This window comes from Pseudoalteromonas sp. P1-9 (assembly GCF_001399975.1).
In the GTDB taxonomy this organism is placed as follows: domain Bacteria; phylum Pseudomonadota; class Gammaproteobacteria; order Enterobacterales; family Alteromonadaceae; genus Pseudoalteromonas.
Genome location: NZ_LKBD01000007.1, coordinates 118,277 through 141,420, shown reverse-complemented (window position 1 = coordinate 141,420; position 23,144 = coordinate 118,277). Strand labels below are relative to the sequence as shown.

At 41.5% G+C, this 23,144-nt stretch carries 21 protein-coding genes; 15 read left to right on the top strand and 6 right to left on the bottom strand.

The window, feature by feature from the left end:
- The first annotated feature begins 139 nt into the window (after positions 1-139).
- Positions 140-1,339, top strand: a complete 1,200-nt coding sequence (locus tag AN214_RS07380; RefSeq protein ID WP_054979120.1) for an HD-GYP domain-containing protein — start codon at positions 140-142, stop codon at positions 1,337-1,339.
- A gap of 5 nt (positions 1,340-1,344) precedes the next feature.
- Positions 1,345-2,514 (top strand): HD-GYP domain-containing protein, encoded by a 1,170-nt coding sequence (locus tag AN214_RS07375; RefSeq protein ID WP_054979119.1) that lies wholly within the window; start codon positions 1,345-1,347, stop codon positions 2,512-2,514.
- Between the two features lie 8 nt (positions 2,515-2,522).
- Here the strand turns inward: AN214_RS07375 and AN214_RS07370 are convergent, their stop codons facing one another.
- On the bottom strand, positions 2,523-3,353 hold the full coding sequence (locus tag AN214_RS07370; RefSeq protein ID WP_054979118.1) for a general secretion pathway protein GspB: 831 nt from the start codon (positions 3,351-3,353) through the stop codon (positions 2,523-2,525).
- Between the two features lie 11 nt (positions 3,354-3,364).
- A complete protein-coding gene (locus tag AN214_RS07365) occupies positions 3,365-4,279 on the bottom strand; it encodes an ExeA family protein (protein WP_054979117.1) in 915 nt (304 codons plus the stop codon).
- Positions 4,280-4,393: 114 nt separating this feature from the next.
- On the opposite strand from AN214_RS07365, the gene AN214_RS07360 reads away from it, so the two are divergent.
- Positions 4,394-5,497, top strand: coding sequence for a tRNA nucleotidyltransferase (locus AN214_RS07360; protein WP_054979131.1), 1,104 nt, complete (start codon positions 4,394-4,396; stop codon positions 5,495-5,497).
- A gap of 106 nt (positions 5,498-5,603) precedes the next feature.
- Here AN214_RS07360 and AN214_RS07355 read toward each other — a convergent pair whose 3' ends face one another.
- Genes AN214_RS07355 through folB form a run of 3 tightly spaced genes read right to left on the bottom strand, consistent with a single transcriptional unit; the run spans position 5,604 to position 7,263 of the window.
- A complete protein-coding gene (locus AN214_RS07355) occupies positions 5,604-6,419 on the bottom strand; it encodes an undecaprenyl-diphosphate phosphatase (RefSeq protein WP_054979116.1) in 816 nt (271 codons plus the stop codon).
- 5 nt (positions 6,420-6,424) lie between these two features.
- Positions 6,425-6,904, bottom strand: a complete 480-nt coding sequence (folK, locus tag AN214_RS07350; RefSeq protein ID WP_054979115.1) for a 2-amino-4-hydroxy-6-hydroxymethyldihydropteridine diphosphokinase — start codon at positions 6,902-6,904, stop codon at positions 6,425-6,427.
- Entirely contained in the window at positions 6,904-7,263 is a 360-nt protein-coding gene (folB, locus tag AN214_RS07345) for a dihydroneopterin aldolase (RefSeq protein WP_054979114.1), read from the bottom strand. Before folB ends, folK begins: the two co-directional genes overlap by 1 nt.
- 134 nt (positions 7,264-7,397) lie before the next feature.
- On the opposite strand from folB, the gene plsY reads away from it, so the two are divergent.
- Entirely contained in the window at positions 7,398-7,988 is a 591-nt protein-coding gene (gene plsY / locus AN214_RS07340; protein ID WP_082428515.1) for a glycerol-3-phosphate 1-O-acyltransferase PlsY, read from the top strand.
- A gap of 53 nt (positions 7,989-8,041) precedes the next feature.
- On the opposite strand, the gene tsaD is transcribed toward plsY, so the two are convergent.
- Positions 8,042-9,070 (bottom strand): tRNA (adenosine(37)-N6)-threonylcarbamoyltransferase complex transferase subunit TsaD, encoded by a 1,029-nt coding sequence (gene tsaD, locus AN214_RS07335; RefSeq protein WP_054979113.1) that lies wholly within the window; start codon positions 9,068-9,070, stop codon positions 8,042-8,044.
- Between the two features lie 269 nt (positions 9,071-9,339).
- Between tsaD and rpsU the strand changes: the two genes are divergently transcribed.
- From rpsU to AN214_RS07280, 11 genes are all read left to right on the top strand, one after another.
- Entirely contained in the window at positions 9,340-9,555 is a 216-nt protein-coding gene (rpsU, locus tag AN214_RS07330) for a 30S ribosomal protein S21 (protein WP_010362466.1), read from the top strand.
- Between the two features lie 19 nt (positions 9,556-9,574).
- Complete coding sequence (locus AN214_RS07325) at positions 9,575-10,021, top strand: GatB/YqeY domain-containing protein (RefSeq protein WP_054979112.1); 447 nt, start codon at positions 9,575-9,577, stop codon at positions 10,019-10,021.
- Between the two features lie 178 nt (positions 10,022-10,199).
- Positions 10,200-11,945 carry a DNA primase gene (gene dnaG, locus AN214_RS07320; RefSeq protein ID WP_054979111.1) on the top strand — a complete coding sequence of 582 codons (1,746 nt, stop codon included), beginning with the start codon at positions 10,200-10,202 and terminating at the stop codon, positions 11,943-11,945.
- A gap of 112 nt (positions 11,946-12,057) precedes the next feature.
- The gene (rpoD, locus tag AN214_RS07315) at positions 12,058-13,905 is read left to right on the top strand and encodes an RNA polymerase sigma factor RpoD (protein WP_054979110.1); all 1,848 of its coding nucleotides are present in this window, start codon (positions 12,058-12,060) and stop codon (positions 13,903-13,905) included.
- 59 nt (positions 13,906-13,964) lie between these two features.
- Positions 13,965-14,843: a 50S ribosomal protein L11 methyltransferase gene (gene prmA, locus AN214_RS07310; RefSeq protein ID WP_054979109.1), complete on the top strand. Its 879-nt coding sequence runs from the start codon at positions 13,965-13,967 to the stop codon at positions 14,841-14,843.
- 226 nt (positions 14,844-15,069) lie between these two features.
- A complete protein-coding gene (gene dusB / locus AN214_RS07305; RefSeq protein ID WP_021033041.1) occupies positions 15,070-16,041 on the top strand; it encodes a tRNA dihydrouridine synthase DusB in 972 nt (323 codons plus the stop codon).
- An 18-nt stretch (positions 16,042-16,059) separates the two neighbouring features.
- Positions 16,060-16,350 (top strand): DNA-binding transcriptional regulator Fis, encoded by a 291-nt coding sequence (gene fis / locus AN214_RS07300; RefSeq protein ID WP_010561030.1) that lies wholly within the window; start codon positions 16,060-16,062, stop codon positions 16,348-16,350.
- Positions 16,351-16,600: 250 nt separating this feature from the next.
- A complete protein-coding gene (gene purH / locus AN214_RS07295; protein ID WP_054979129.1) occupies positions 16,601-18,193 on the top strand; it encodes a bifunctional phosphoribosylaminoimidazolecarboxamide formyltransferase/IMP cyclohydrolase in 1,593 nt (530 codons plus the stop codon).
- Between the two features lie 100 nt (positions 18,194-18,293).
- On the top strand, positions 18,294-19,112 hold the full coding sequence (locus AN214_RS07290; RefSeq protein ID WP_054979108.1) for a class I SAM-dependent methyltransferase: 819 nt from the start codon (positions 18,294-18,296) through the stop codon (positions 19,110-19,112).
- Positions 19,113-19,125: 13 nt separating this feature from the next.
- Positions 19,126-20,415 carry a phosphoribosylamine--glycine ligase gene (purD, locus tag AN214_RS07285; protein ID WP_054979107.1) on the top strand — a complete coding sequence of 430 codons (1,290 nt, stop codon included), beginning with the start codon at positions 19,126-19,128 and terminating at the stop codon, positions 20,413-20,415.
- A gap of 159 nt (positions 20,416-20,574) precedes the next feature.
- A complete protein-coding gene (locus AN214_RS07280) occupies positions 20,575-23,106 on the top strand; it encodes an EAL domain-containing protein (protein ID WP_054979106.1) in 2,532 nt (843 codons plus the stop codon).
- Positions 23,107-23,144 lie beyond the last annotated feature (38 nt).

The following is a 23,144-nucleotide window of genomic DNA, read 5'->3' as shown; positions in this document are numbered from 1 at the left end:
AAAGCTCGGGAAACCGGCTTGTTAAGCAAAATAAAAGGGCTAAGTGTAAACTTCAGCCCTTTTCTTTTATCTTCCGCTTAATTTTCAGCATAATGTTTGCTAATTTTAAAGGTAATCTAAATTCAAAGATGTACTGCCAATGTTAAAAACCATTTTAATATCTGAACTTAAACCCGGTATGTATGTGCAAGGGGTTGTAAAGCAACAAGGTAGTGTAAAAGTTAAGTCAGAAGGCTGGGTAAGGACACAAGCCGCCATCTATAAATTAGCGAAATCAGGTATTTTAGAAGTGTCTGTCGATCCGGATAAATTTATTGATTTAAATGCAGAAAAAAACAACAATTCCAGCGAGAACGTAATCGAAACGCCTAAATTTGACCCAACCAAAGCAACGGCGAGTTTCTCAAGCGAAGCAAATAAAGCAAAAAAACTTTATACCGAAGCGAAACAACTACAGTCAAAAGCATTTGACGATATTCGCGCAGGACGCAAAATTGACGTTGCACCATTTAAACAAGTTGCTAACGGCTTTATTGATTCGGTTTTTCGCAATCAAGATGCCCTCGCCTGTATGACCCGCATTCGTGAAAAAGATGCTTATTTGCTAGAGCACTCAATTAATGTATCGGTATTAATGAGTATTTTTGCCAAGCACATGGGGTTTGAGCGTGAGGTTATTCATGAACTAGCAACGGGTGCACTGTTACATGACATTGGCAAAATTAAAGTTCCTGACGCGATTTTAAATAAACCAGGCAAACTAACCAATGCTGAATTTGATGAGATTAAACGTCACGCGCTTTACAGCAAAGAGATTTTAGAAGAGTCAGAACTCAGTGATATCGCCATTCAAGTTGCAGGTTTTCACCATGAGCGCTTAGATGGTAAAGGCTACCCATTTGGCTTAAAAGGTGATGAGATAAATCAGTATGTGCGTATGATATCAATCGTCGACGTATATGACGCACTAACTGCAAAACGAGTATATAAAGACGGGATGAACCCGATCCAAGCGTTTAAAATTATACGAAGTGACTGCCCAAATAGTTTTGATAGCGAATTAGTCGCACGCTTTATTCAATGCATTGGCATTCACCCTGTGGGCACGTTAGTAAAATTAAAAAGCCAAAAACTAGGCATTGTATCGCAAAGTAACTTTGAACAGCCGTTAAAACCTACAGTAAAAGTATTCTACAGTGCAAAACATCAACATTACACTGAAGTACAAGACCTCAATTTAGCCAGCAACCGCATTGACGACGAGCTTGAGTCATCTATCAAATCAGAAGACTTTGGCATTGATTTAATTAAATTCTTCCGCAATGCTTTTTTTGATTAAGATACATGAGCATCACACCAGACGGTAAAGTAAAATTGCCCATTACTAAATTAGAGGTGGGCGATTTTGTTGAAGAAGTAACTAAACAATTAGGCGCTGTCAAAGTAGTGCAAACAGGCTTAGTAAGAAATTACTTTGCACTGCAAGCGCTAAAGAAAAAAGGCGTAATAGAAGTACTTGTCGACCCAAGTCGTTCTAAAAAAAGCATACAACAACAAACAACAACGTTTACTAAAAAAAACAAAATTGAGAGTCAAATAGAAGCGGCACTTGATTGGCAAGATCGAGCGCATGCGATCATTGATGATACATTAGAGCGCGCAAAATCCCATACTCCAATTGATATTTCGGGGTTACAAAGTTTAGCGCAGCAAGTATTAACACTGACACGACAACATAAAGAAGCAGTGGCCTTAGTGGTACGCTGTAAAATGTCTAACGCTTTGCTCAACAGTCATTTACTACGGGTGGCGGTAAGCTTGGCACAGTTTTGTATTCATCAAAACTACCAGCCGTTAGCAAGCGAGCACATGGTGCTTGCAGGGCTGCTTTCACGCGTTGGATACCAAATGCTGCCTGACAATTTACGCCTTCCTGACGACAAACTTGCACCAATGTTGAGAGTTAAAAAGCAACAACATATTGCACAATTACAAAAACTATTGCGCGTCAGTGGTCAGCCCGATGAACATGTTTTACGCTTAATTTCAGAGCAAAATGAGCTACTTGATGGCAGTGGTTATCCGAACCAATTAGATTTTGATAAACTCAATTCAGCGCAGCGCATTTTTAGCATCGCCATTATGTACGACAGTTTAGTTTATGGCTTTGACCATGCTAAAGCCGTTGGCAGCGCTGCTGCATATCGTGAATTAATGGAGCATTCACCGAACCACTACGACCCAGATTTACTGCAAACCTTTATTCAAGCTATTGGGGTTTATCCAGCGGGGACATTAGTTAAATTATGCTCAGGTCGCATTGCGCTCGTTGTTGAAAATCAACAGCAACTAACAAAACCTCGGGTGAAAGTATTTTACAACGCCGAATTTAATCATCACTTGGCAGTGCGCATAATTGATTTAGCGGAATCTGATGACAGCATTGAAGGCACGGCAAGTGCCCAGCGTTATGATTTAGATATAGCTGATTTGATCTCAGAAGACGGGATTTAATGGCCGTTTTAAAACTGCCAATCTTCCATCGCAGCCAAACTAAACTCCACACCGTCGTACTGCATTAAGGTTTGTTCTGCGGCAATATCAATAATGTAAACGCCATTAATATTGTCGCCCACTTTGAGTTCTCGGTCGTTAACCTTTATCCAACTGCGACTAGGTTCTGAAGCAAATACATGCGCTTGATAACGCATTTCGGGAATACGCGATCTAAATGCCTCAGGTAATAATTGAATAGGCGACACTTGTGCCGAAGCCGATGAACCTGAAATCACTTGTTGTTCTAATGGTTCATTTTGCGCCTGCTCAAATGCTTCGCTAAACGCATCAATTAAGGCGTTGGTTTGCTCTCTTTGTTCTTTTGCTTGCTGATAGCCAACCACTTTATATTCAGATAAATCGGCTTCATCTTGCGTATTTTCATCTGCTTTACGTTGTGATTTTTCACCTGGTGTCGGTTCGACAACAGGTTGCGCATTTGCAGCCACTGGCTGAGTGTAAACTGGCACAGGAACCAGTTGGTATTGAATTTGTTGCTGGGTGCCTGACGTTGCTGGCACTTGCGGCTGAAGAGGCATTATAACTTGGTTACTTGGCGTTGCCTTGTTTTGTACAACTTCCGTTTCAATCGCAGGTTTCGTTTGCTGAGTCTGTAATCCTTTACCGATAAAAAAACCCAATGTAAGAGTCAGTAAAAAACCTAAAAATAACGCCAAATTACGGTAAAAACGTAATTTTTTACTTAACAGGTATTCCTGTTGATAATCACCTTGCATTGGCGCAGCACCTCGGCTCGAAGTTTCATTTTGCTTTAACGCATCAAGAATATAAGACATACATACTTCTTTTAAAAAATAAACGACAAACCAATGCCCGTTAATACAGCGACTATAGCAAAGCAGGCATACATCCACACCTGATAATTTGCACCTGATGAGGCCGCTACTGACGCCTCAAGCGGTAATATTTCAGTTGCCGCTGTTGCTATCATGGTTTTGTTAACCTGTTTACGACTATTAGCAAACGCCCCCATTAAGGCTCGTTCGCACAATAAATTGATAAGCCGCGGGATCCCACCAGTTAATTGGTGAATACGTTTAATTGCTGAGTTTTCAAATAACATGGTATCGCAGCCTGCGATATGTAAACGATGTTTGATATATGCAAATACTTCAGACTCATTAAGTGGCATTAAATGGTAGCGAGCGGTAATACGCTGAGCTAATTGCCTTAACTCGTTACGTTTTAACAAAGTTTGCAGCTCTGGCTGACCAACTAAAATAATTTGCAGTAATTTACGCTGATTAGTTTCTAAATTAGTAAGTAAGCGCAACTGTTCAAGCACTGCACCACTTAAATGCTGAGCTTCATCAATGATGAGCATCGTGCGTTTGTCTTGGCTATGGTTTTTTAACAGTCGATTTTTGATTTTATCGGTCAAATTTTTAAGCGTCGCCTCTGACTTTTTATAACGAATACGCAATTCATCACAAATGCTCGCAAGTAACTCTAACTCAGACAACGATGGATTTAACACAAACGCCACCTGAGTTTCATCACCTATGCTTTCGAGCATGCAGCGCGTTACCGTTGTTTTGCCAGTTCCGACCTCGCCCGTAAGCAGCACAAAACCGCCGGCATCACCTAAACCATAAGTTAAATGAGACAACGCTTCTTTATGACGTTCACTTAAAAAGAGGTAGTCAGGATTCGGTGCGATGGAAAATGGCTGATCCGTTAAGCCAAAATAATCTAAATACACTTACTTCAATACGCTTAATAAAAACTCAGCCTATCATACCAATTCACCAACGAATTCCAAATTATGATAGGATTTCAATCATTATCGTTATTTATTATGTGTGAACCTAACACAATGAAAATATACCTAGTTGGCGGCGCAGTAAGAGACAAACTATTAAATCGCCCAATTAAAGAGTCAGATTATGTGGTAGTTGGTAGTACACCAGATGAATTATTAGCGCTTAGCTACCAGCAAGTTGGCAGTGACTTTCCTGTATTTTTACACCCAGAAACAAAAGACGAATACGCACTGGCAAGAACCGAACGAAAATCAGGGCAAGGCTACACTGGTTTTATTTGCGACTTTACGCCAGATGTCACACTGGAAGAAGATTTAATTCGCCGCGACCTAACCGTAAATGCTATGGCTGAAGATGAAAACGGCAATATTATCGACCCTTTCAATGGACAAGCCGATTTAGAACAAAAGCGTCTTCGTCATGTAAGCGATGCATTTTGTGAAGATCCTCTGCGCATTTTGCGTGTTGCACGCTTTGCGGCTCGCTATCATTATTTAGGCTTTACTATCGCGCCAGAGACAGTATTACTAATGCAAGAAATGGTCGCCAAAGGTGAAATTAACACCCTAACCAAAGAGCGAATTTGGCTGGAAATTGAAAAATCCCTTGATGATGGTGCGATTAATGTGTTCACCGATGTGCTTGCAGAGATTAACGCGCTACCAATTATTTTGCCGCCACTGGCAAACCACTGGTCATCTGATTACAGCCAAAAACTTGCAACTTTGTTAACGAAAGTAGCTAGCGAAAACCAACTTGTTATCGCCTTTTGTTTATGGCTCAAAGAGATTCAGCCAACTGAGGTAAAAATACTTTCAGATAGTTTACGTTTACCCAATGCCTATGTTGATGCACTGAGCTTATTTACCACCTTTGCGCCTATTTTTAAGCACACCCAAGCATCTGTAGAACAAGTACTGGCACTCTTTAATCAGGCAGATGTTTGGCGACGCCCTGAGCGTTTAAACTTATTTATTGAAACCTTTGCCTTGCTAGGAGAAGAACACGCAGTTTTAGCTCGTAAACTACAAAGTGCAGCAATAAAAGCCACCGCTATCGATGTACAAGCTATTATTAAACAAGGTTTTAAAGGCGCCGAAATAAAACAACAGCTAGCGCGTGCAAGAGAACAGGCTATAGCTGGTATATTTGAATAAAGCTTATATTAAGCGGTACTTATTCTGAATAGGTCAAACTATCTAAAAATAAAAAGGCTAAGCATCTCGCTTAGCCTTTTTATTTTTTTAATCCTACAAACTTACATTAAGCGCTAATATAACCAAGCCCTATTAGTGCGAACAAAGCGAACCCTAAAATTAATCGGTAAATAACAAATGGCAACATGCCCATGCGCTCAATGAACTTTAAGAATAGAAAAATACAGGTATAAGCTGAAACAAACGACAGCGCCGTACCTAAAATCAGTGCATACCAATCAACAGCTGTATTGTCTAAAATCAGCTTGATAATCATCACTAGCCCTAAACCACCAATAACGGGAATAGACATTAAGAACGCAAAACGCGCTGCGCTTTTTTTATCAAGCCCTAACAATAAACCCGCGGTAATAGTAATACCTGAACGTGAAGTACCCGGAATTAAGGCAACCGCCTGCGCAAGGCCAATCAGTAAGGCTGCTTTCCATTTAATATCGAAAATGTTCTTGTGTTCTTTTGCTTTAATATCGGCATACCAAAGCGCTAAACCAAAAACGATGGTTGTCGTTGCAATCACCGCAGCACCACGCGTGTTAGCTTCTATAAAGTCTTTTGCGAGACCTGCAACTAAACCGGCTGGAATAGTTGCCAGAATAATATACCAGCCAAGTTTACTTTCTGCTGTGTGGCCCTTTCCGGCACAAGACTTAAACCATGCAGAGAGTATTTGAACTACGTCTTTACGAAAATAAATAAGTACTGCGAATAATGTTCCAACGTGTACTGCGATATCGAACGCCTGACCTTGATCTTGCCAGCCAAGTAATTGACTCGGTAAAATAAGGTGGCCTGAACTTGAAATAGGCAAAAATTCAGTAAATCCTTGAATAAGTGCCAGCACGACAATTTCAATCAGTCCCATTTATTTTAAATCTCCACTTTCCACAATTTTTGCTTATTTTTATTATAATTTTGCCACAATTCACCAATGCTCAGGTTCACCGTAGGGTGGATAAAGTCACTGGCTATTTCGGCAAGAGGCCAGAGTACAAACGCATTTTTGGTAATTTCATCACGCGGCAATTGCGCTGGCGCGTCACAAATCACATCGTCAAAAAACAATAAATCCAGATCGAGTGTACGCGGGCTAAATTTTTTATCGGCGGGGGTGCGACCATTGTCTCGTTCAATTTGTTTCAGGCGAGCACATACTTCTTCAAGCGGTAAATTGGTTGTCGCAGCTGCCACAAGGTTATAAAAATTATTCCCTTCAAAGCCAACCGATTCACTTTCAAAAACACTTGAGTAAATAACATTATCAAAATGCTGAGGTAAAATAGCTAAAGCAGCTTTGATGTAATGCTCTTTATTGATATTAGAGCCAATACTGATAAAAATCTGTGCCATTAGCTTTGCTTTTTACGCGTGATTTCAATACCCACAGTTTGCGCTTCAAGTACTGCTTGGGGTTTTGAGATTCGCAATGTCACTTGCGACACAGCAAACTCATTTAAGATGATAGTAGTTAGTTGCTCGGCTAACGTCTCTAGTAATTCAACTTGCGTCGATTCACAGTGAGCAATAATGCGTGCTGACACTTTGGCATAATCAACTACATCATCAACATTGTCAGACTTCGCAGCTTGGGCAAAATTTGTCAGCATTTCAACATCAAAAAACAAAGGTTGTTTCGCTTGTTTTTCAAAATCAAACACGCCAATAATGGTATTAACCTGTAATTGACTAATAAAAACCTTATCTTGCACCCGTATTCACCCCGATTATACTGTGGTCGGATACCAATTAGAGAAAAAAATAGGTACTCTTATGGGTAAATCCGCTAAAAAGAATCAGCGGCAGATAATAGCCTATATTTGCTAAAGAAAAAATAAGGAACGCTGTGTTAGCAAGCTTAATGATTGTCTTTGCCTATCTGTTTGGCTCAATTTCTTCAGCAGTGCTCATCTGTAAGCTGTTTCGCTTACCTGATCCCAGAACAACCGGTTCTAATAACCCAGGCGCAACCAATGTTTATCGTATTGGCGGCAAACTACCTGCAAGCTTAGTACTGATATTTGATGTGCTGAAAGGCACAATCCCAGTATATGGTGCTTACTTTCTTAAGATAGAGCCTCTTTATTTAGGTTTTATTGCAATTGCTGCATGTCTTGGTCACATTTACCCGATTTTCTTTGGCTTTAAAGGCGGTAAGGCTGTGGCAACCGCGTTTGGTAGCTTGCTACCCATAGGTTTTACTTTGGCCGGCTTATTAATTTTAACCTGGCTTGGTTTAATTTGGTTAACCGGATACTCTTCTCTAGCCGCCATTATTACCGTAAGTTTAGCGCCTTTATTTACTTGGTTTATAAAACCGCTTTATGTTTTGCCTGTAACCATGCTGGCAGCGCTGATTGTATTTCGCCATCGTGCTAACGTTATACGCTTGCTTAAAGGCACTGAGCCAAAAGTAAAATCAAAAAAAGCCGAGTAATCTCGGCTTTTTATTTGATAAACGTTAACTTCAACAGCGGCTAATTCGAAAAATTAAACTGATTCCAATTCATCAAGCGGCCAGCGAGGCTTTGCGCGCATATCAAGTGGCGCATACTGCTTTGCTTTCAAGCGTTGCATGCCTGCGTAAGCAATCATTGCACCATTGTCTGTACAAAACTCAGTGCGCGGGTAATAAACACGGCCTTGCATACCTGTCATCACTTTCTCTAACGTTTCACGTAAATAAACGTTTGCACTTACGCCGCCAGCAATCACTAGACGCTTAATACCGTATTCTTTCAGAGCACGTTTACATTTAATTACTAAGGTATCAATTACTGCCGTTTGAAACGCATGGGCGATATTGGCCTTCACTTGCTCAGAAATATTGCCATCTTCGTCTTTTTCTTTATTAATGGTATTTGCAGCGAAGGTTTTTAACCCGCTAAAACTCATATCAAGGCCAGGTCTATCGGTCATTGGACGCGGGAAACGATAAACTTCAGGTTCGCCTTGTTCTGCAAGCTTGGCAAGCAATGGGCCGCCAGGATAATCTAACCCTAATAATTTAGCTGTTTTATCAAACGCTTCACCCGCAGCATCATCAATTGACTCACCAAGAATCGTGTATTGACCGATACCGTCAACTTTTACAATCATGCTGTGGCCACCGGATACAAGTAGCGCAATAAATGGAAACTCTGGTACATCTTCATCAAGCATAGGCGCCAATAAATGGCCCTCCATATGATGCACTGCTACAGCGGGCACATCCCAACCATAAGCAAGCGAACGACCAATAGATGAACCTACTAATAACGCACCTACCAAACCTGGTCCTGCAGTATACGCAACACCATCTAAATCTTCTGGTCCACAACCAGCTTGTTTAAATGCAGCCTCAATTAAAGGAATAGTCTTACGTACGTGATCACGCGATGCCAGTTCTGGTACAACACCACCATAATCTGCATGCACTTTCACTTGAGAATACAACTGATGAGCCAGCAAACCTTTTTCATCGTCATAAATCGCGATTCCCGTCTCATCACAAGACGACTCAATACCCAAAATACGCAAGTTTCTCTCCTAAAATAACAATTAAATACCCAATCAAAGCACGCTCAATTAAGTTAAGGCGGCGATTTTACAAGCTTTAAGATTTTTTGTCAGCTTTTTACCATCTTTGGTATAATTATTCTTTACATTGCGTGGTGCTTCAGATTACAATGCCGCACCATTTTTGAACTAGTCGGTTAAATCTTAACCGAGATGAGTGGCACTAGCTAAAGTTTTAGCTAATAAAACTCATTTAAGTAGAAACATATTACTAAGTAGGTGATTTTTTAATGCCAGTTATTAAAGTTAGAGAAAACGAGCCGTTTGACGTTGCTCTTCGCCGTTTTAAGCGTTCATGTGAAAAAGCAGGTATCCTTTCAGAAGTTCGTCGTCGCGAGCACTATGAAAAGCCAACAGCTGAGCGTAAGCGCAAAAAAGCAGCTGCGGTAAAGCGTCACATGAAGAAGCTTTCTCGCGAAAACGCTCGTCGCGTAAAACTTTACTAATCTAGATTAGGTCTTGTAAATGAGCCTTTTAGCACAACTTAAAGATGCACAAAAAGATGCAATGCGCGCTAAAGACAAAATTCGTCTTGGTGCAATTCGCATGGTTTTAGCAGCTATTAAGCAAAAAGAAATCGATGAGCAAGTTACGCTAGGTGACGCTGAAATCACGTCTATTCTAGTGAAGCTTGTAAAGCAGCGTAAAGATTCTGAATCTCAGTATCGCGACGCCGGCCGCGAGGACTTAGCTGAAGTTGAAGCTAATGAGATTAAAGTACTTGAAGCGTTTTTACCAAAACCGCTTACTGATGAAGAAATTCTTACTTTAATTGATGAATGTATCGCGTCAAGCGGTGCTTCTGGCATGCAAGATATGGGTAAAGTAATGGGCTTGCTTAAAGCCAAAGCTGAAGGTCGCGCAGATATGGGCAAACTTTCAGGTTTAATTAAGCAAAAGCTTAGCGCTTAATCCAGAGTTTTAAAGGCTGACTTTCTCAAGTCAATAACTGCTGGCCTTAACAGCTTTAGAAACCGAGCTTTTGCTCGGTTTCTTCATTTCTGAAAGATGATAACGTCTAGCGTCATTTTTCATTTTTGGGTATGCTAGCCCCCTACACTCAATCAACATACGCGAATAACGATATACCATGGCCGGAAAAATTCCTCGTAGCTTTATTGATGACCTATTAGCCAGAACCGACATTGTCGATCTTATTGATGGCAAAGTAGGCCTTAAAAAAGCAGGTAAGGATTATCAGGCATGTTGTCCGTTTCATAATGAAAAATCGCCGTCGTTTACGGTATCTCAAGATAAGCAGTTTTATCACTGCTTTGGTTGTGGCGCCCACGGCAATGCCATTTCATTTATGATGGAATATGAAAAACTCGAGTTTGTTGATGCCATAGAAGAGCTCGCGGGTTTACTCAATTTAGATGTGCCTCGTGAGAATGCCACAAATCAAGGGCCGCAAGTCAGTACTGAGCAAAAACGCTCTGATTACGAATTAATGATGCATGTTGCAAAGTTTTATCAACACCAATTAAAGCATCATGACAACTCCACTCAAGTAATCGAATATCTTAAAGGACGTGGGCTCAGTGGTGAAACTGCCAAACAATTTATGATTGGTTACGCCCCCAGTGAATGGGATAGCGTGTGTAAAACATTTGCAAAGAATCAAGATAGTAAAAAACAGTTACTCGAACTAAAACTTGCCAGTGAAAAAACGGCAGGTCGCCAATTTGATTTCTTCCGTGACCGCTTGATGTTTCCAATTCGCGATAAACGTGGACGCGTTATCGCCTTTGGTGGACGCATCATGAATAGCGACGACAATGGTCCGAAATATTTAAATTCACCAGAAACCCGAATTTTTCATAAAGGCTTTGAGCTTTACGGCTTGTATGAAGCCAAGCACGCTAACAAAAAGCTCGAACAAATACTGGTAGTTGAAGGGTATATGGACGTGGTTGCACTTGCTGAAAAAGGCATTAACTATGCTGTAGCGGCACTTGGTACAGCAACCACACCTGAACATATTCACACCCTATTTAGAACCACCGACCGCATAATTTGTTGTTACGATGGTGACCGTGCAGGACGCGATGCTGCGTGGCGAGCACTGGAAAATGCTCTGCCATATTTAAATCATGGTAAATCACTCGAGTTTGTATTTTTACCTGATGGTGAAGACCCAGACTCTTTAGTACAAAAAGAAGGTCGTGAAGCATTTGAGTTACGTTACGACGATGCCACTGATTTCTCGGTATACTTGTTTGATAGACTTGCACAGGAAATTAATCTGACTACAGACGCAGGCAAATCAAAACTTTTACAACAGGCGTTGCCACTGATTGAAAAGGTCCCAAGCGACTACTATCAGGATAATTTACTCGATAAATTAGCGCGTCTGATTGGCCGCACCCGCGCTCAGCTACAAAAGAAAATAAACACACCAAAGCAGCAACAGGGACTTGCTAAGAAATTTAAAATAACACCAATGCGACGCGCAATTGGTTTGCTATTACAGCATCCAGAACTTGCCAGTGAAGTACCATTCCAGCCAGAATTAGCGCAGATGGATGTACCGGGTATCAAGCTCTTTATTCAATTGCAAAAATTCGCCCTAGATAAAACCAATACCACAGCGCAACTGCTTGAGCAATATAGAGAAAGCCCCGAGTATGCGCCATTGGCGAAACTCGCCGCGTGGCAGCATCAAGTAAATCAAGATTCGTTAACCAGTGAATTTCAAAGTACTTTCAATTTTATTGAAGATCAGTGTTTAAATTTGCGCCTAGAGTCCCTATTAATAAAAGAGAAAACGCAAGGTTTGAGTAAAGCTGAAAAGCAAGAATATTCAATGCTCACACTTGCATTAAAAGGCAGATAACAGCTAGCCAAATTCAACCTTTCGTGTTATACTGCCCTATTCACTGCGTCTTGTATCAAGTTGTTTGAGACGCCCGTTGTATCAACTTATCAGAGTGGAAGAGAATACCTCTATGGAGCAAACTCCTCAGTCACAGCTAAAACTCCTCATTCAAAAAGGTAAAGAGCAAGGTTACCTTACATTTGCCGAAGTTAACGACCACCTTCCACAAGACATCATAGATTCGGAACAAGTTGAAGACATCATCGGCATGATCAACGACATGGGTATCCAGGTAGTAGAAAATGCACCTGATGCCGATGAACTTATGATGCAAGAAACAACTACCGATGAAGATGCTGCAGAAGCGGCAGCGGCTGCCCTAGCTACGGTAGAAAAAGAAATCGGTCGTACAACAGATCCGGTACGCATGTATATGCGTGAAATGGGTACTGTAGAACTTCTAACACGTGAAGGCGAAATCGACATCGCTAAACGTATCGAAGACGGTATCAACCAAGTACAGGTTTCTGTTGCAGAATACCCAGAAGCAATTAATTACTTACTTGAGCAATGGGATAACTACCTTGCTGAAGACGTGCGCTTAAGCGACATTATCAGCGGTTTCTACGATCCTGATGCAGACGAAACAATGATCTCTGCAACTCACATTGGTTCAGAACTTTCAGAAGAAGAATTGGATGATGAAGATTCAGATCTGAAAAATGACGACGATGATGAGGATGAAGAAGAAGCAGATACAGGCCCATGCCCTGAAGAAGCTGCAGAAAACTTTGAAAAACTACGTAACCTTTATAATCAAGCGCGTGGTATTTTTGAAGAAAAAGGCCGCTCTCACCCAGATGCAGTAGCTATTATCGCTGAAATCGGTGAGCACTTCCGTACCTTTAAGCTAATGCCTAAGCAGTTTGATCGCATGGTTAAAAACATGCGTGACATGATGGACCGTATTCGCGTTCAAGAACGCATCATCATGAAACAAGTTGTTCAAATTGCTAAAATGCCAAAGAAAACCTTCGTTAAAAACTTCGCAAATAACGAAACGGATTCGGCATGGTTAGACCGTGAAATTGCATCAGGCGAACTATACTCAAACAAACTTGCAGAAGTGAAGTTTGAGGTTGAGCGTTGTATTAACAAACTACGCCAAATGGAAGAAAGCACAGGTCTAAACCTAGAGCGTATCAAAGACATCAACCGTCGTATGTCAATCGGTGAAGCAAAAGCACGCCGCGCGAAGAAAGAGATGGTTGAAGCGAACTTACGTCTTGTAATTTCAATTGCGAAAAAATACACCAACCGTGGCTTACAATTCCTTGATTTAATCCAGGAAGGTAACATCGGTCTAATGAAAGCAGTTGATAAGTTTGAATACCGCCGTGGTTATAAGTTCTCAACTTATGCAACATGGTGGATCCGTCAGGCAATTACACGTTCAATTGCTGACCAAGCGCGTACTATCCGTATTCCAGTACATATGATTGAAACGATTAACAAACTAAATCGTATTTCACGTCAAATGTTACAGGAAATGGGTCGCGAGCCGTCGCCAGAAGAGCTTGCTGAACGCATGATCATGCCGGAAGACAAGATCCGTAAAGTACTGAAAATTGCAAAAGAGCCAATCTCAATGGAAACACCAATTGGTGATGATGAAGATTCGCACTTAGGTGATTTTATTGAGGATAGCACCATTGAATCACCGGTTGATTCAGCAACAATGGAAAGCCTCAAAAATGCAACACATGATGTATTAGCTGGCTTAACAGCGCGTGAAGCAAAAGTACTACGTATGCGTTTCGGTATCGATATGAATACTGACCATACATTAGAAGAAGTGGGTAAGCAGTTTGACGTAACCCGTGAGCGTATTCGTCAAATCGAAGCGAAAGCACTGCGTAAGCTTCGCCACCCTTCTCGTTCAGACTTACTGAAAAGCTTCTTAGACTTTAAAGGCTAAGTAACCAGTTAAACTAAAAGGCCGCACATTGCGGCCTTTTTTCTTACAGGATAAAAATTATGGCGTGGGTACAAATCCGCATTAATAGCACCAAAGAAAATGCCGAAATCATCAGTGATGAGCTAATGGAACTAGGCTGTCCTTCGGTGACCTTTGTCGACGCAAAAGACACTCCTATTTATGAGCCAAAACTTGGCGAAGTTACGCTTTGGGCTGACACAACAGTAATTGGCTTATTCGATGCCAGTGTTGATATGCAAGCAATCACCGAACACCTTGCGCAAATGCCAATATTACAAGAAAACTTTGTTTGTAAAGTAGAGCAACTTGAAGACAAAGACTGGGAACGTGAATGGATGGATAATTTCCACCCAATTCAATTTGGCGAACGCCTTTGGATCTGTCCAAGCTGGCGCGATATTCCTGATCCAAGTGCAGTGAATGTGTTACTTGACCCTGGCCTTGCTTTTGGTACCGGCACACATAACACTACAGCACTGTGTTTACGCTGGCTAGACAGTTTAGATTTAAGCGGTAAAACGGTTGTCGACTTTGGCTGTGGTTCAGGTATTTTAGGTATTGCAGCACTTAAGCTTGGTGCAAAACGCGTTATTGGTATTGATATTGATCCGCAAGCATTAGAAGCCAGTCGTGATAACGCCGAGCGTAATGGCGTGGCCGACCAACTAGAAGTTTACCTTCCTGAAGATCAGCCTGAGTTTGAAGCCGATATTTTAGTTGCCAATATTCTTGCGCAACCTCTACGTGAATTACATCAAGTGATCTTAGGCTTACTTAAATCAGGAGGCCAGTTTGCGCTATCAGGTATTCTTGAAGAACAAGTTACGTCTGTTGAAGATATTTATCGTCAATATGCCGAACTTGAAACAAGCCAGCAAGATGGCGAGTGGATGCGTGTAGCAGGTAAAAAGCGCTAACCACTGTCACGCTACGCCCCTTTAAAATCCTTAGCTCAACACAGTTTGAGTTAAGGATTTGTTACTTTTGCTAACAAAAATCTTCCTTTTTTTTCGCTCGATAGCCAGTTACAAAAAGTCAATATCAAAAGTTTAAAAAAAAACACTTTTGTATAAATAATAGGCTTTGATTTTTGCAAAAAAAACCGTAAACTTAGCGCCCCTTGATTGGAGACCCAGATTTATTGTGCAGATAGGCCCTTATCAGTTAGAAAATAACCTAATGGTTGCTCCTATGGCAGGAGTAACAGATAGACCGTTTAGACAGCTTTGTCGTCGACTCGGAGCTGGCCTTGCTGTATCTGAAATGTTGTCATCCAATCCTAAGGTTTGGAAAACCGAAAAATCAATGTCTCGCATGGATCATTCCGGTGAGTCTGGTATTCGCAGTGTGCAAATTGCCGGCGCTGACCCACAACTGATGGCAGAAGCTGCTCAGTTTAATGTCAAAAACGGCGCACAGATTGTGGATATCAATATGGGTTGTCCAGCAAAAAAAGTGAATAAAAAGCTCGCAGGCTCTGCCCTTTTGCAGTACCCCGAACTGGTCACAGATATCGTTAAAGCTGTAGTTAATGCAGTAGATGTACCTGTTACCTTAAAAATCCGAACAGGATGGGATACTGACAATCGAAATGGTGTAGAGATTGCGCGCATAGCTGAACAAAATGGTATTCAGTCATTGGCGGTTCATGGCCGCACACGCTCTTGTATGTACAAAGGTGAAGCTGAATATCAAACAATTAAGGACATTAAAAGTTCAGTCTCCATTCCGGTGGTTGCTAACGGTGATATTACATCGCCACAAAAAGCGAAACAGGTTTTGGAATATACGGGCGCAGATGCTTTGATGATAGGCCGTGCAGCACAAGGTCGCCCTTGGATTTTTAGGGAGATAAACCATTATCTCACCACTGGAGAATTACTACCGGAGCCAGCAATGGACGAGGTACAAAGTATTCTTATGGAACACTTAGTAAATCTTCACGCATTTTATGGTGATGTAATGGGTGTGCGAATTGCGCGTAAGCATGTCTCATGGTATTTGCAGGCTCATGACCGTGAAGGTCAATTTAGGCGAGTATTTAATGCTATCGACTCTCAACAAGAGCAAATCGATACGTTAGAAAAGTACTTTGAAACACTAGCAGATAATTAACAAAGAGTAAGAAAGACGATGTTCGAACAAAACGTGACTTCTCCATTTATTACTAACGCACATGTTCAGTCTCAAGAGAAACCACAACCATTACGCGACGCTTGTAAAAAAGCAGTGCACAACTACTTAAAGCAACTTAATGGTCAAGATGTACAAGATGTTTACGAGCTAGTTCTTTCAGAACTTGAAGCGCCGTTACTTGAAGAAGTAATGACATATACTCGCGGTAACCAAACTCGCGCAGCAATCTTACTAGGTATCAACCGTGGTACTCTTCGTAAGAAGCTTAAAAAGTACGGTATGAACTAATTAGCACCTAACGGTGCAATAAAAAGCACCCTTGGGAATCCTCGGGTGCTTTTTTGTTTTTCTAACCCCGAAAAACACACTAAATTAAATTCACGTTCAAATTTAATTTAGGTAAAGACCAGCGCTACAGGTCTTGTTTATAAAAGCGACAAATGGTCGTCGAGTTATAAGCAAAAGTAAGTTAAAATATTCGTTTAAATTAAGTGTTTTCTCGCACTATCAATCAAATTTTGAGGTAATCAAAACTACCATGGATACATTACGTCCAATTCGTCGCGCTTTATTAAGCGTTTCAGACAAAACCGGTATTGTAGAATTTGCTCGCGCGCTTTCTGAGAAAGGCGTTGAACTTCTTTCAACTGGCGGCACATGTAAGCTACTTGCAGACAACGGCATCGCAGTAACAGAAGTTTCAGACCACACAGGTCACCCTGAGATCATGGATGGTCGTGTTAAAACATTACACCCAAAAATTCACGGCGGCATTTTAGCGCGTCGCGGTACTGACGAAGGTGTAATGGAAGCAAATAATATTTCTGCAATCGACATGGTAGTTGTTAACCTTTACCCATTCGCACAAACCGTTGCAAAAGAAGGCTGTTCACTTGAAGACGCTATCGAAAACATCGATATCGGCGGCCCAACAATGGTACGCGCTGCGGCTAAAAACAATAAAGACGTAACCATTATTGTAAATGCCGGCGATTACGACCGCGTTATCGCTGAAATGAATGCAAACAACGGTGCAACAACGTATGAAACACGTTTTCACCTAGCGATTGCTGCATTTGAGCATACTGCACAGTACGATGGCATGATCGCGAACTACTTTGGTACGCAAGTACCAGATTACAGCGAAAATGCTGCGGAAACTGAAGAGTCTAAGTTCCCACGCACGATCAACTTCCAATTCACTAAAAAGCAAGATATGCGTTACGGTGAAAACTCGCACCAAGATGCTGCATTTTATGTTGAAAACGACATTGAAGAAGCATCAGTTGCCACAGCAAAACAGTTACAAGGCAAAGCCCTTTCGTACAATAACATTGCAGACACAGACGCAGCACTTGAATGTGTTAAAGAATTTGACGCGCCAGCATGTGTAATCGTTAAACACGCTAACCCGTGTGGTGTGTCAATTGGCGACAACCTACTTGACGCATACGACCGCGCTTTCAAAACTGATCCAACCTCAGCGTTTGGTGGCATCATTGCATTTAACCGTGAACTTGATGCAGACACGGCAGAAGCAATCGTGTCACGCCAGTTTGTTGAAGTTATTATCGCACCAAGCGTATCAGATGCTGCGGCACAAATTGTGTCAGCAAAGCAAAACGTTCGTTTACTTGAGTGTGGCCAGTGGTCGAACAAAACAACGGGCGTTGATATCAAACGTGTTAACGGCGGTATCTTAGTACAAGACCGTGACCAAGGCATGGTTGATATGGGAGACCTCCGTGTAGTATCTAAAAAACAGCCTACTGAGCAAGAATTGAAAGACTTAATGTTCTGCTGGAAAGTAGCTAAGTTTGTTAAATCAAATGCGATTGTATATGCAAAAGACGGCATGACAATTGGTGTAGGCGCTGGCCAAATGAGCCGCGTTTACTCAGCCAAAATTGCAGGTATTAAAGCTGCCGATGAAAACCTAGAAGTAGCAGGTTCTGTAATGGCATCTGATGCTTTCTTCCCATTCCGTGACGGTATCGACGCGGCTGCTGAAGCGGGCATTACTGCGGTAATTCAGCCTGGTGGTTCAATGCGCGATGAAGAAGTTATCGCTGCTGCAGATGAGCACGGCATGGCAATGGTATTTACTGGCATGCGTCATTTCCGTCATTAATATTTACTTGCAAACTTATTAGTGCAAGCGCTTTGCTCGCTTGCACTAAGCTGTTAATTTTACTTAATGTTGCTTAATAAAAATAAAAACTAGGAAGAAAATGAAATTCACAGTAAAAGCCTTAGTAACTGCCCTGTCGCTTACTTTAGCTGGATGTGCATCGACCGATATCGATACATTGCTTACCAAAACTGCGACTGCTGAAAATCGTTCAAACGATAATAAAGCGCGCGATCAATACCGTCACCCAAAAGAAACATTGGAATTTTTTGGCCTACAGCCAGAGATGACCGTTGTTGAAGTATGGCCTGGCGGCGGTTGGTATACTGAAATACTGGCACCAGTATTACAGCAAAATGGTCAGTATTTCGCAGCTCATTTTCCTTCCGATTCAGAAGTAAAATACTATCAACGCTCACTTAATCAATTCCAAGATAAATTAGCAAGCGATGATGTATACGAAAACGTTACACTTTCTGAGTTTTATCCTGGCACCCACCATAACATTGCGCCTGCAGAAAGCGCTGATATGGTATTAACCTTTCGCAATTTACATAACTGGTATATGCAAAAAGACATTGAAGGCATTAACGAAGCCTTTAAGGCATTTTACAGCGCATTAAAGCCAGGCGGAATTCTTGGCGTTGTTGATCATCGCCTACCAGAAAACCGCGATAGCGCAAAAGCGAAACGTTCTGGTTATGTAAAACAAAGCTGGGTTATTGAGTATGCCGAAAAAGCAGGGTTTGTTTTAGAAGCCGTAAGCGAAGTTAACGCCAATCCATTAGATACAGCCGATCACGAAAAAGGTGTTTGGACCTTACCACCACGCTTAGCCTTGGGCGAAAAAGATATCGCCAAGTACCAAGCTATTGGTGAAAGTGATCGTATGACATTAAAGTTTAGAAAACCTCAATAGGTAGGATAGTCCAATGAACGTATTAGTAATTGGTAGTGGTGGTCGCGAACACGCTCTTGCGTTTAAAGCGGCTCAGTCAGCGAAAGTAAACACGGTATTTGTAGCACCAGGTAACGCAGGTACTGCGCTTGAGCCTAAGCTTGAGAACATCGCTATTGGCGTAGAAGACATTGATGCACTTGTGGCATTTGCTAAAGAGAACAATGTTGAACTGACCATTGTTGGTCCGGAAGCACCGCTTGTAATTGGTGTAGTTGATAAGTTCCGTGAAGAAGGTCTTGCGATCTTCGGCCCAACAGCCGCAGCTGCGCAGCTTGAAGGTTCTAAATCTTTCACTAAAGATTTCTTAGCACGCCATAAAATCCCAACAGCGGATTATCAAACGTTTGAACAAATCGAGCCAGCACTTGTTTACCTAAAAGAAAAAGGCGCGCCAATTGTTGTTAAAGCGGACGGCTTAGCAGCTGGTAAAGGTGTAATCGTTGCCATGACTGAGCAAGAAGCAGAAGATGCAATTCGCGATATGCTTGCAGGCAATGCGTTTGGCGATGCAGGTAGCCGCGTAGTAATTGAAGAATTCTTAGAAGGTGAAGAAGCATCATTTATCGTAATGGTAGATGGCGAAAACGTACTTCCGTTTGCTACCTCTCAAGATCATAAACGCGCATATAACGAAGATAAAGGCCCAAATACTGGCGGCATGGGTGCATATTCACCAGCACCAGTTGTTACCGCTGACATCCACCAGCGTATTATGGACGAAGTAATCTACCCTACTGTTAAAGGTATGAGTGATGAAGGCCACCCTTACACAGGTTTCTTATACGCAGGTTTAATGATTACTGCGGATGGCACGCCTAAAGTAATTGAATATAACTGTCGTTTTGGCGATCCTGAAACACAGCCTATTATGCTTCGTTTACAATCAGACCTAGTTGAATTAATTGAAGCGGCTAACCGTGTTGAACTTGATAAAACTGACATTCAGTTTGATTCTCGTGCAGCTGTGGGTGTCGTACTTGCAGCAGCAGGTTACCCAGGTTCTTACCCGAAAGGTGACGCTATCTCTGGTTTACGTGTTGATTATGCAGAAGGCACAAAAGTATTCCACGCAGGCACTAAGCAAGATGGCGACAATGTCGTTACAGCAGGTGGTCGCGTATTATGTGCAACAGCACTTGGCAACACAGTAACTGAAGCGCAGCAAAACGCTTATAAACTGGTTGATGAAATTAACTGGCAAGGTGTTGAGTTCCGTACCGATATCGCTTACCGCGCTATTGCTCGCGAAAATAACAGCTAATAGCCGCTATTAACCAGTTTAAAAAATCAACCTACACTGAGTAGGTTGATTTTTTTTGTCTTAAAAGCACACAACAGTCACGCTAAATTGGTATTATTCGCTACCTATTTAATTAAAATTCATCTAACCTTTAAAAAGCCTTAAATATCAAGGAAGCCCATGAATCAGTTAAAGCCTATTTTTTTGTTTATAGCATGTCTGCTATTTATGGCTTTATCCTTAGTAATAGGCTCATTGCTTTTTAATATTGGCGATCCAACAACCAACTCAATTGAACGCACCCATGCGATTTATTTAAACTCATCGTATTGGATTGATGAGCAAAGCAACGCCACATTTGATGATGCCTTAAAACAAAAATTTCAAAATTCAGAAATTGCCGATATTCCGTGGCAATTTGGCACGCAGAGTTACTGGGTAAAAGTAGCAGTAACCAATCGTACCGATGCAACAGAGATCCTCACAGCACATTTTGACAACCCAATGCTTGACCAACTTGAGGTTTGGCAACTTGATGAAAAAAACCGGGTCATAAATCATAAGCAACTAGGTGATACAGTTGCCAATTTAAATATTCACCAGCAAGCATTCCCACACCTTGAATTTTCCCTTGCTGCGAAAGGCAATACCAGCGTTTTGGCGCGTATTAAAACCAGCGGAATTAGCAAAACCCCCATTTACATCTATCAAGTAGATAATTTTCAAAGCGTACGAAAGTTTAGCTATTTGATCTGGGGGCTATTTATCGGCGTAGCCGTAATGATTGCGCTGTATAACCTAATTTTGTTTATCAGTATTCGCGATAGTGTTTATCTCGCGTATATTGGCTATATCATTTCTACCTTGATGATGATGGGCTCGGTGTTAGGCTTTGGCTATTATATTTGGCCGACTTCTATGCAATACCTATTGCAAAAATACGTGGTAACCAGCAACTTTAGTGTGGCTATCTGCGCGTTGATTTTCGGCTCGTTGTTTTTACGCTATGCCACCATTAAAACAAAACTCAATACACTGATCCGTGGCACCTTAGTTATTTTATGTCTTGGCGCACTTGCCAGTTTAGTATTACCTGAATACCAAGCCGCACCGGTATTTTTTGTATGCATGGTACCGCTTTATATCACTATTGTGCTTATCGTATTTAACCGCTTGCTTACCGACTTTGTGTGGGCGAAGTACTACTTCTTTTCTTGGTTACCACTCATTATTAGCGGTGCAATGCAACCTCTTGTTTTAGTAGGCGTGCTCGAACACACCTTCTTAACACGTCATGCATTCTTAATTGGCGTGCTACTTGAAGTACTGTTAATGGCAATGGCGTTAGCTGATAAGTTTTCACACCAACAGCGTGAAAGTTACTTTAAAGCCACTCACGATTCGAGCTCGCAGCTACCAAATGAAACCCTATACAAATACAAAATCACCCAACTGATTGAACAACAACACAACTTTATTACCTGCTTTATTGAGTTGAAAAACTTTGGCCAGTTTATTCCTTATATGGCCCCGAAAGCGAAGAAAGATTTAGTTAATCAGGTGTGTTCTTCGCTGCAACCTATTTTAAAAAATCATTCCAGTGTTTTAACCATTGAAGAGCAAGGCCTAAACACCGTGAAGCTCGCTTACTTACGTGACGGTGTATTCGCGCTACTGCTCAACCATGGCACTAATCGAGAAGCGCTAAATAAACACTTACAGACTATTCAAGCTCATATCCCGTCATCGCTTATGATTGATGGTATTTTGCTTAATTTATCGAGCCATATTGCGACGTGTTCGAGTATTTATAGCAACCAACGTAGCGGTTTATTGCTACGTAAAACATGGCAAACGCTGTTTCAGGCGAAGCAGCAAGGCGTTGCACTATTACACTATAAAAAAGAAAGCGGCACGGATATTGGGCAACAATTCAATCTTGCCTCAGAGTTACACAGCGCCATCGAACAAAAACAGCTAACATTAAGTTTCACCCCGGTCTATCACGTAAAAAATAAAAAACTAGTGTCAGTCAGTTGCCAGTTTGCTTGGCCGCATGAAGAATTTGGCGAAATTAGCCAACAAGAAATTATAAAACTCGCGATTGATACAGGTTTAAATGTACACCTTAATCGCTGGTTATTTTCAGAACTGTTTGATGCAATATCAACATTAAAAGACAGCCATCTAAACTGTCAGTTGTCGCTTACCTTGTCACTCAGTCAACTAAACCATAGCGGCTTTGTGGGTTGGTTATCTGAAAAGGTAACGCATATTGATACTGAAAATATCATGATCTACACCCAACAACCGATCAATAGTGAAATGAGCCAGTTAAAAGAGACACTGCAAAAGCTCACTGATTTAGGCTTCAAATTCGGTTTAGACAATTTCCACGGTGACCTTGATCGCTTATTCGAAGCACCAGAATCAGGCTTTAGTGACGTCAGAATTGGCCACTTATTTACCAAAGGTAATATGCAAGGCCATAAGCTTACCTTATTACTTAGCGCAATGGTTGAAGTTGCCAAAGGGCTAGATTTAACCGTAACCGCCATCGATGTTGATAACCAAGAATTTGCCGATATTGTCAATCAGTGTCAATGTGACTTTATGCAAGGTGAGTTGCTTGCACCAACCATGAACTTTAGAGTTTTAAACTCATTTCTGCTGACGCAACAATCTCGCATTGGTAATCTCAGCGAGCTTTGATACGATAGCCTTTTTTGCTTGATTAGGGGCTATAAATG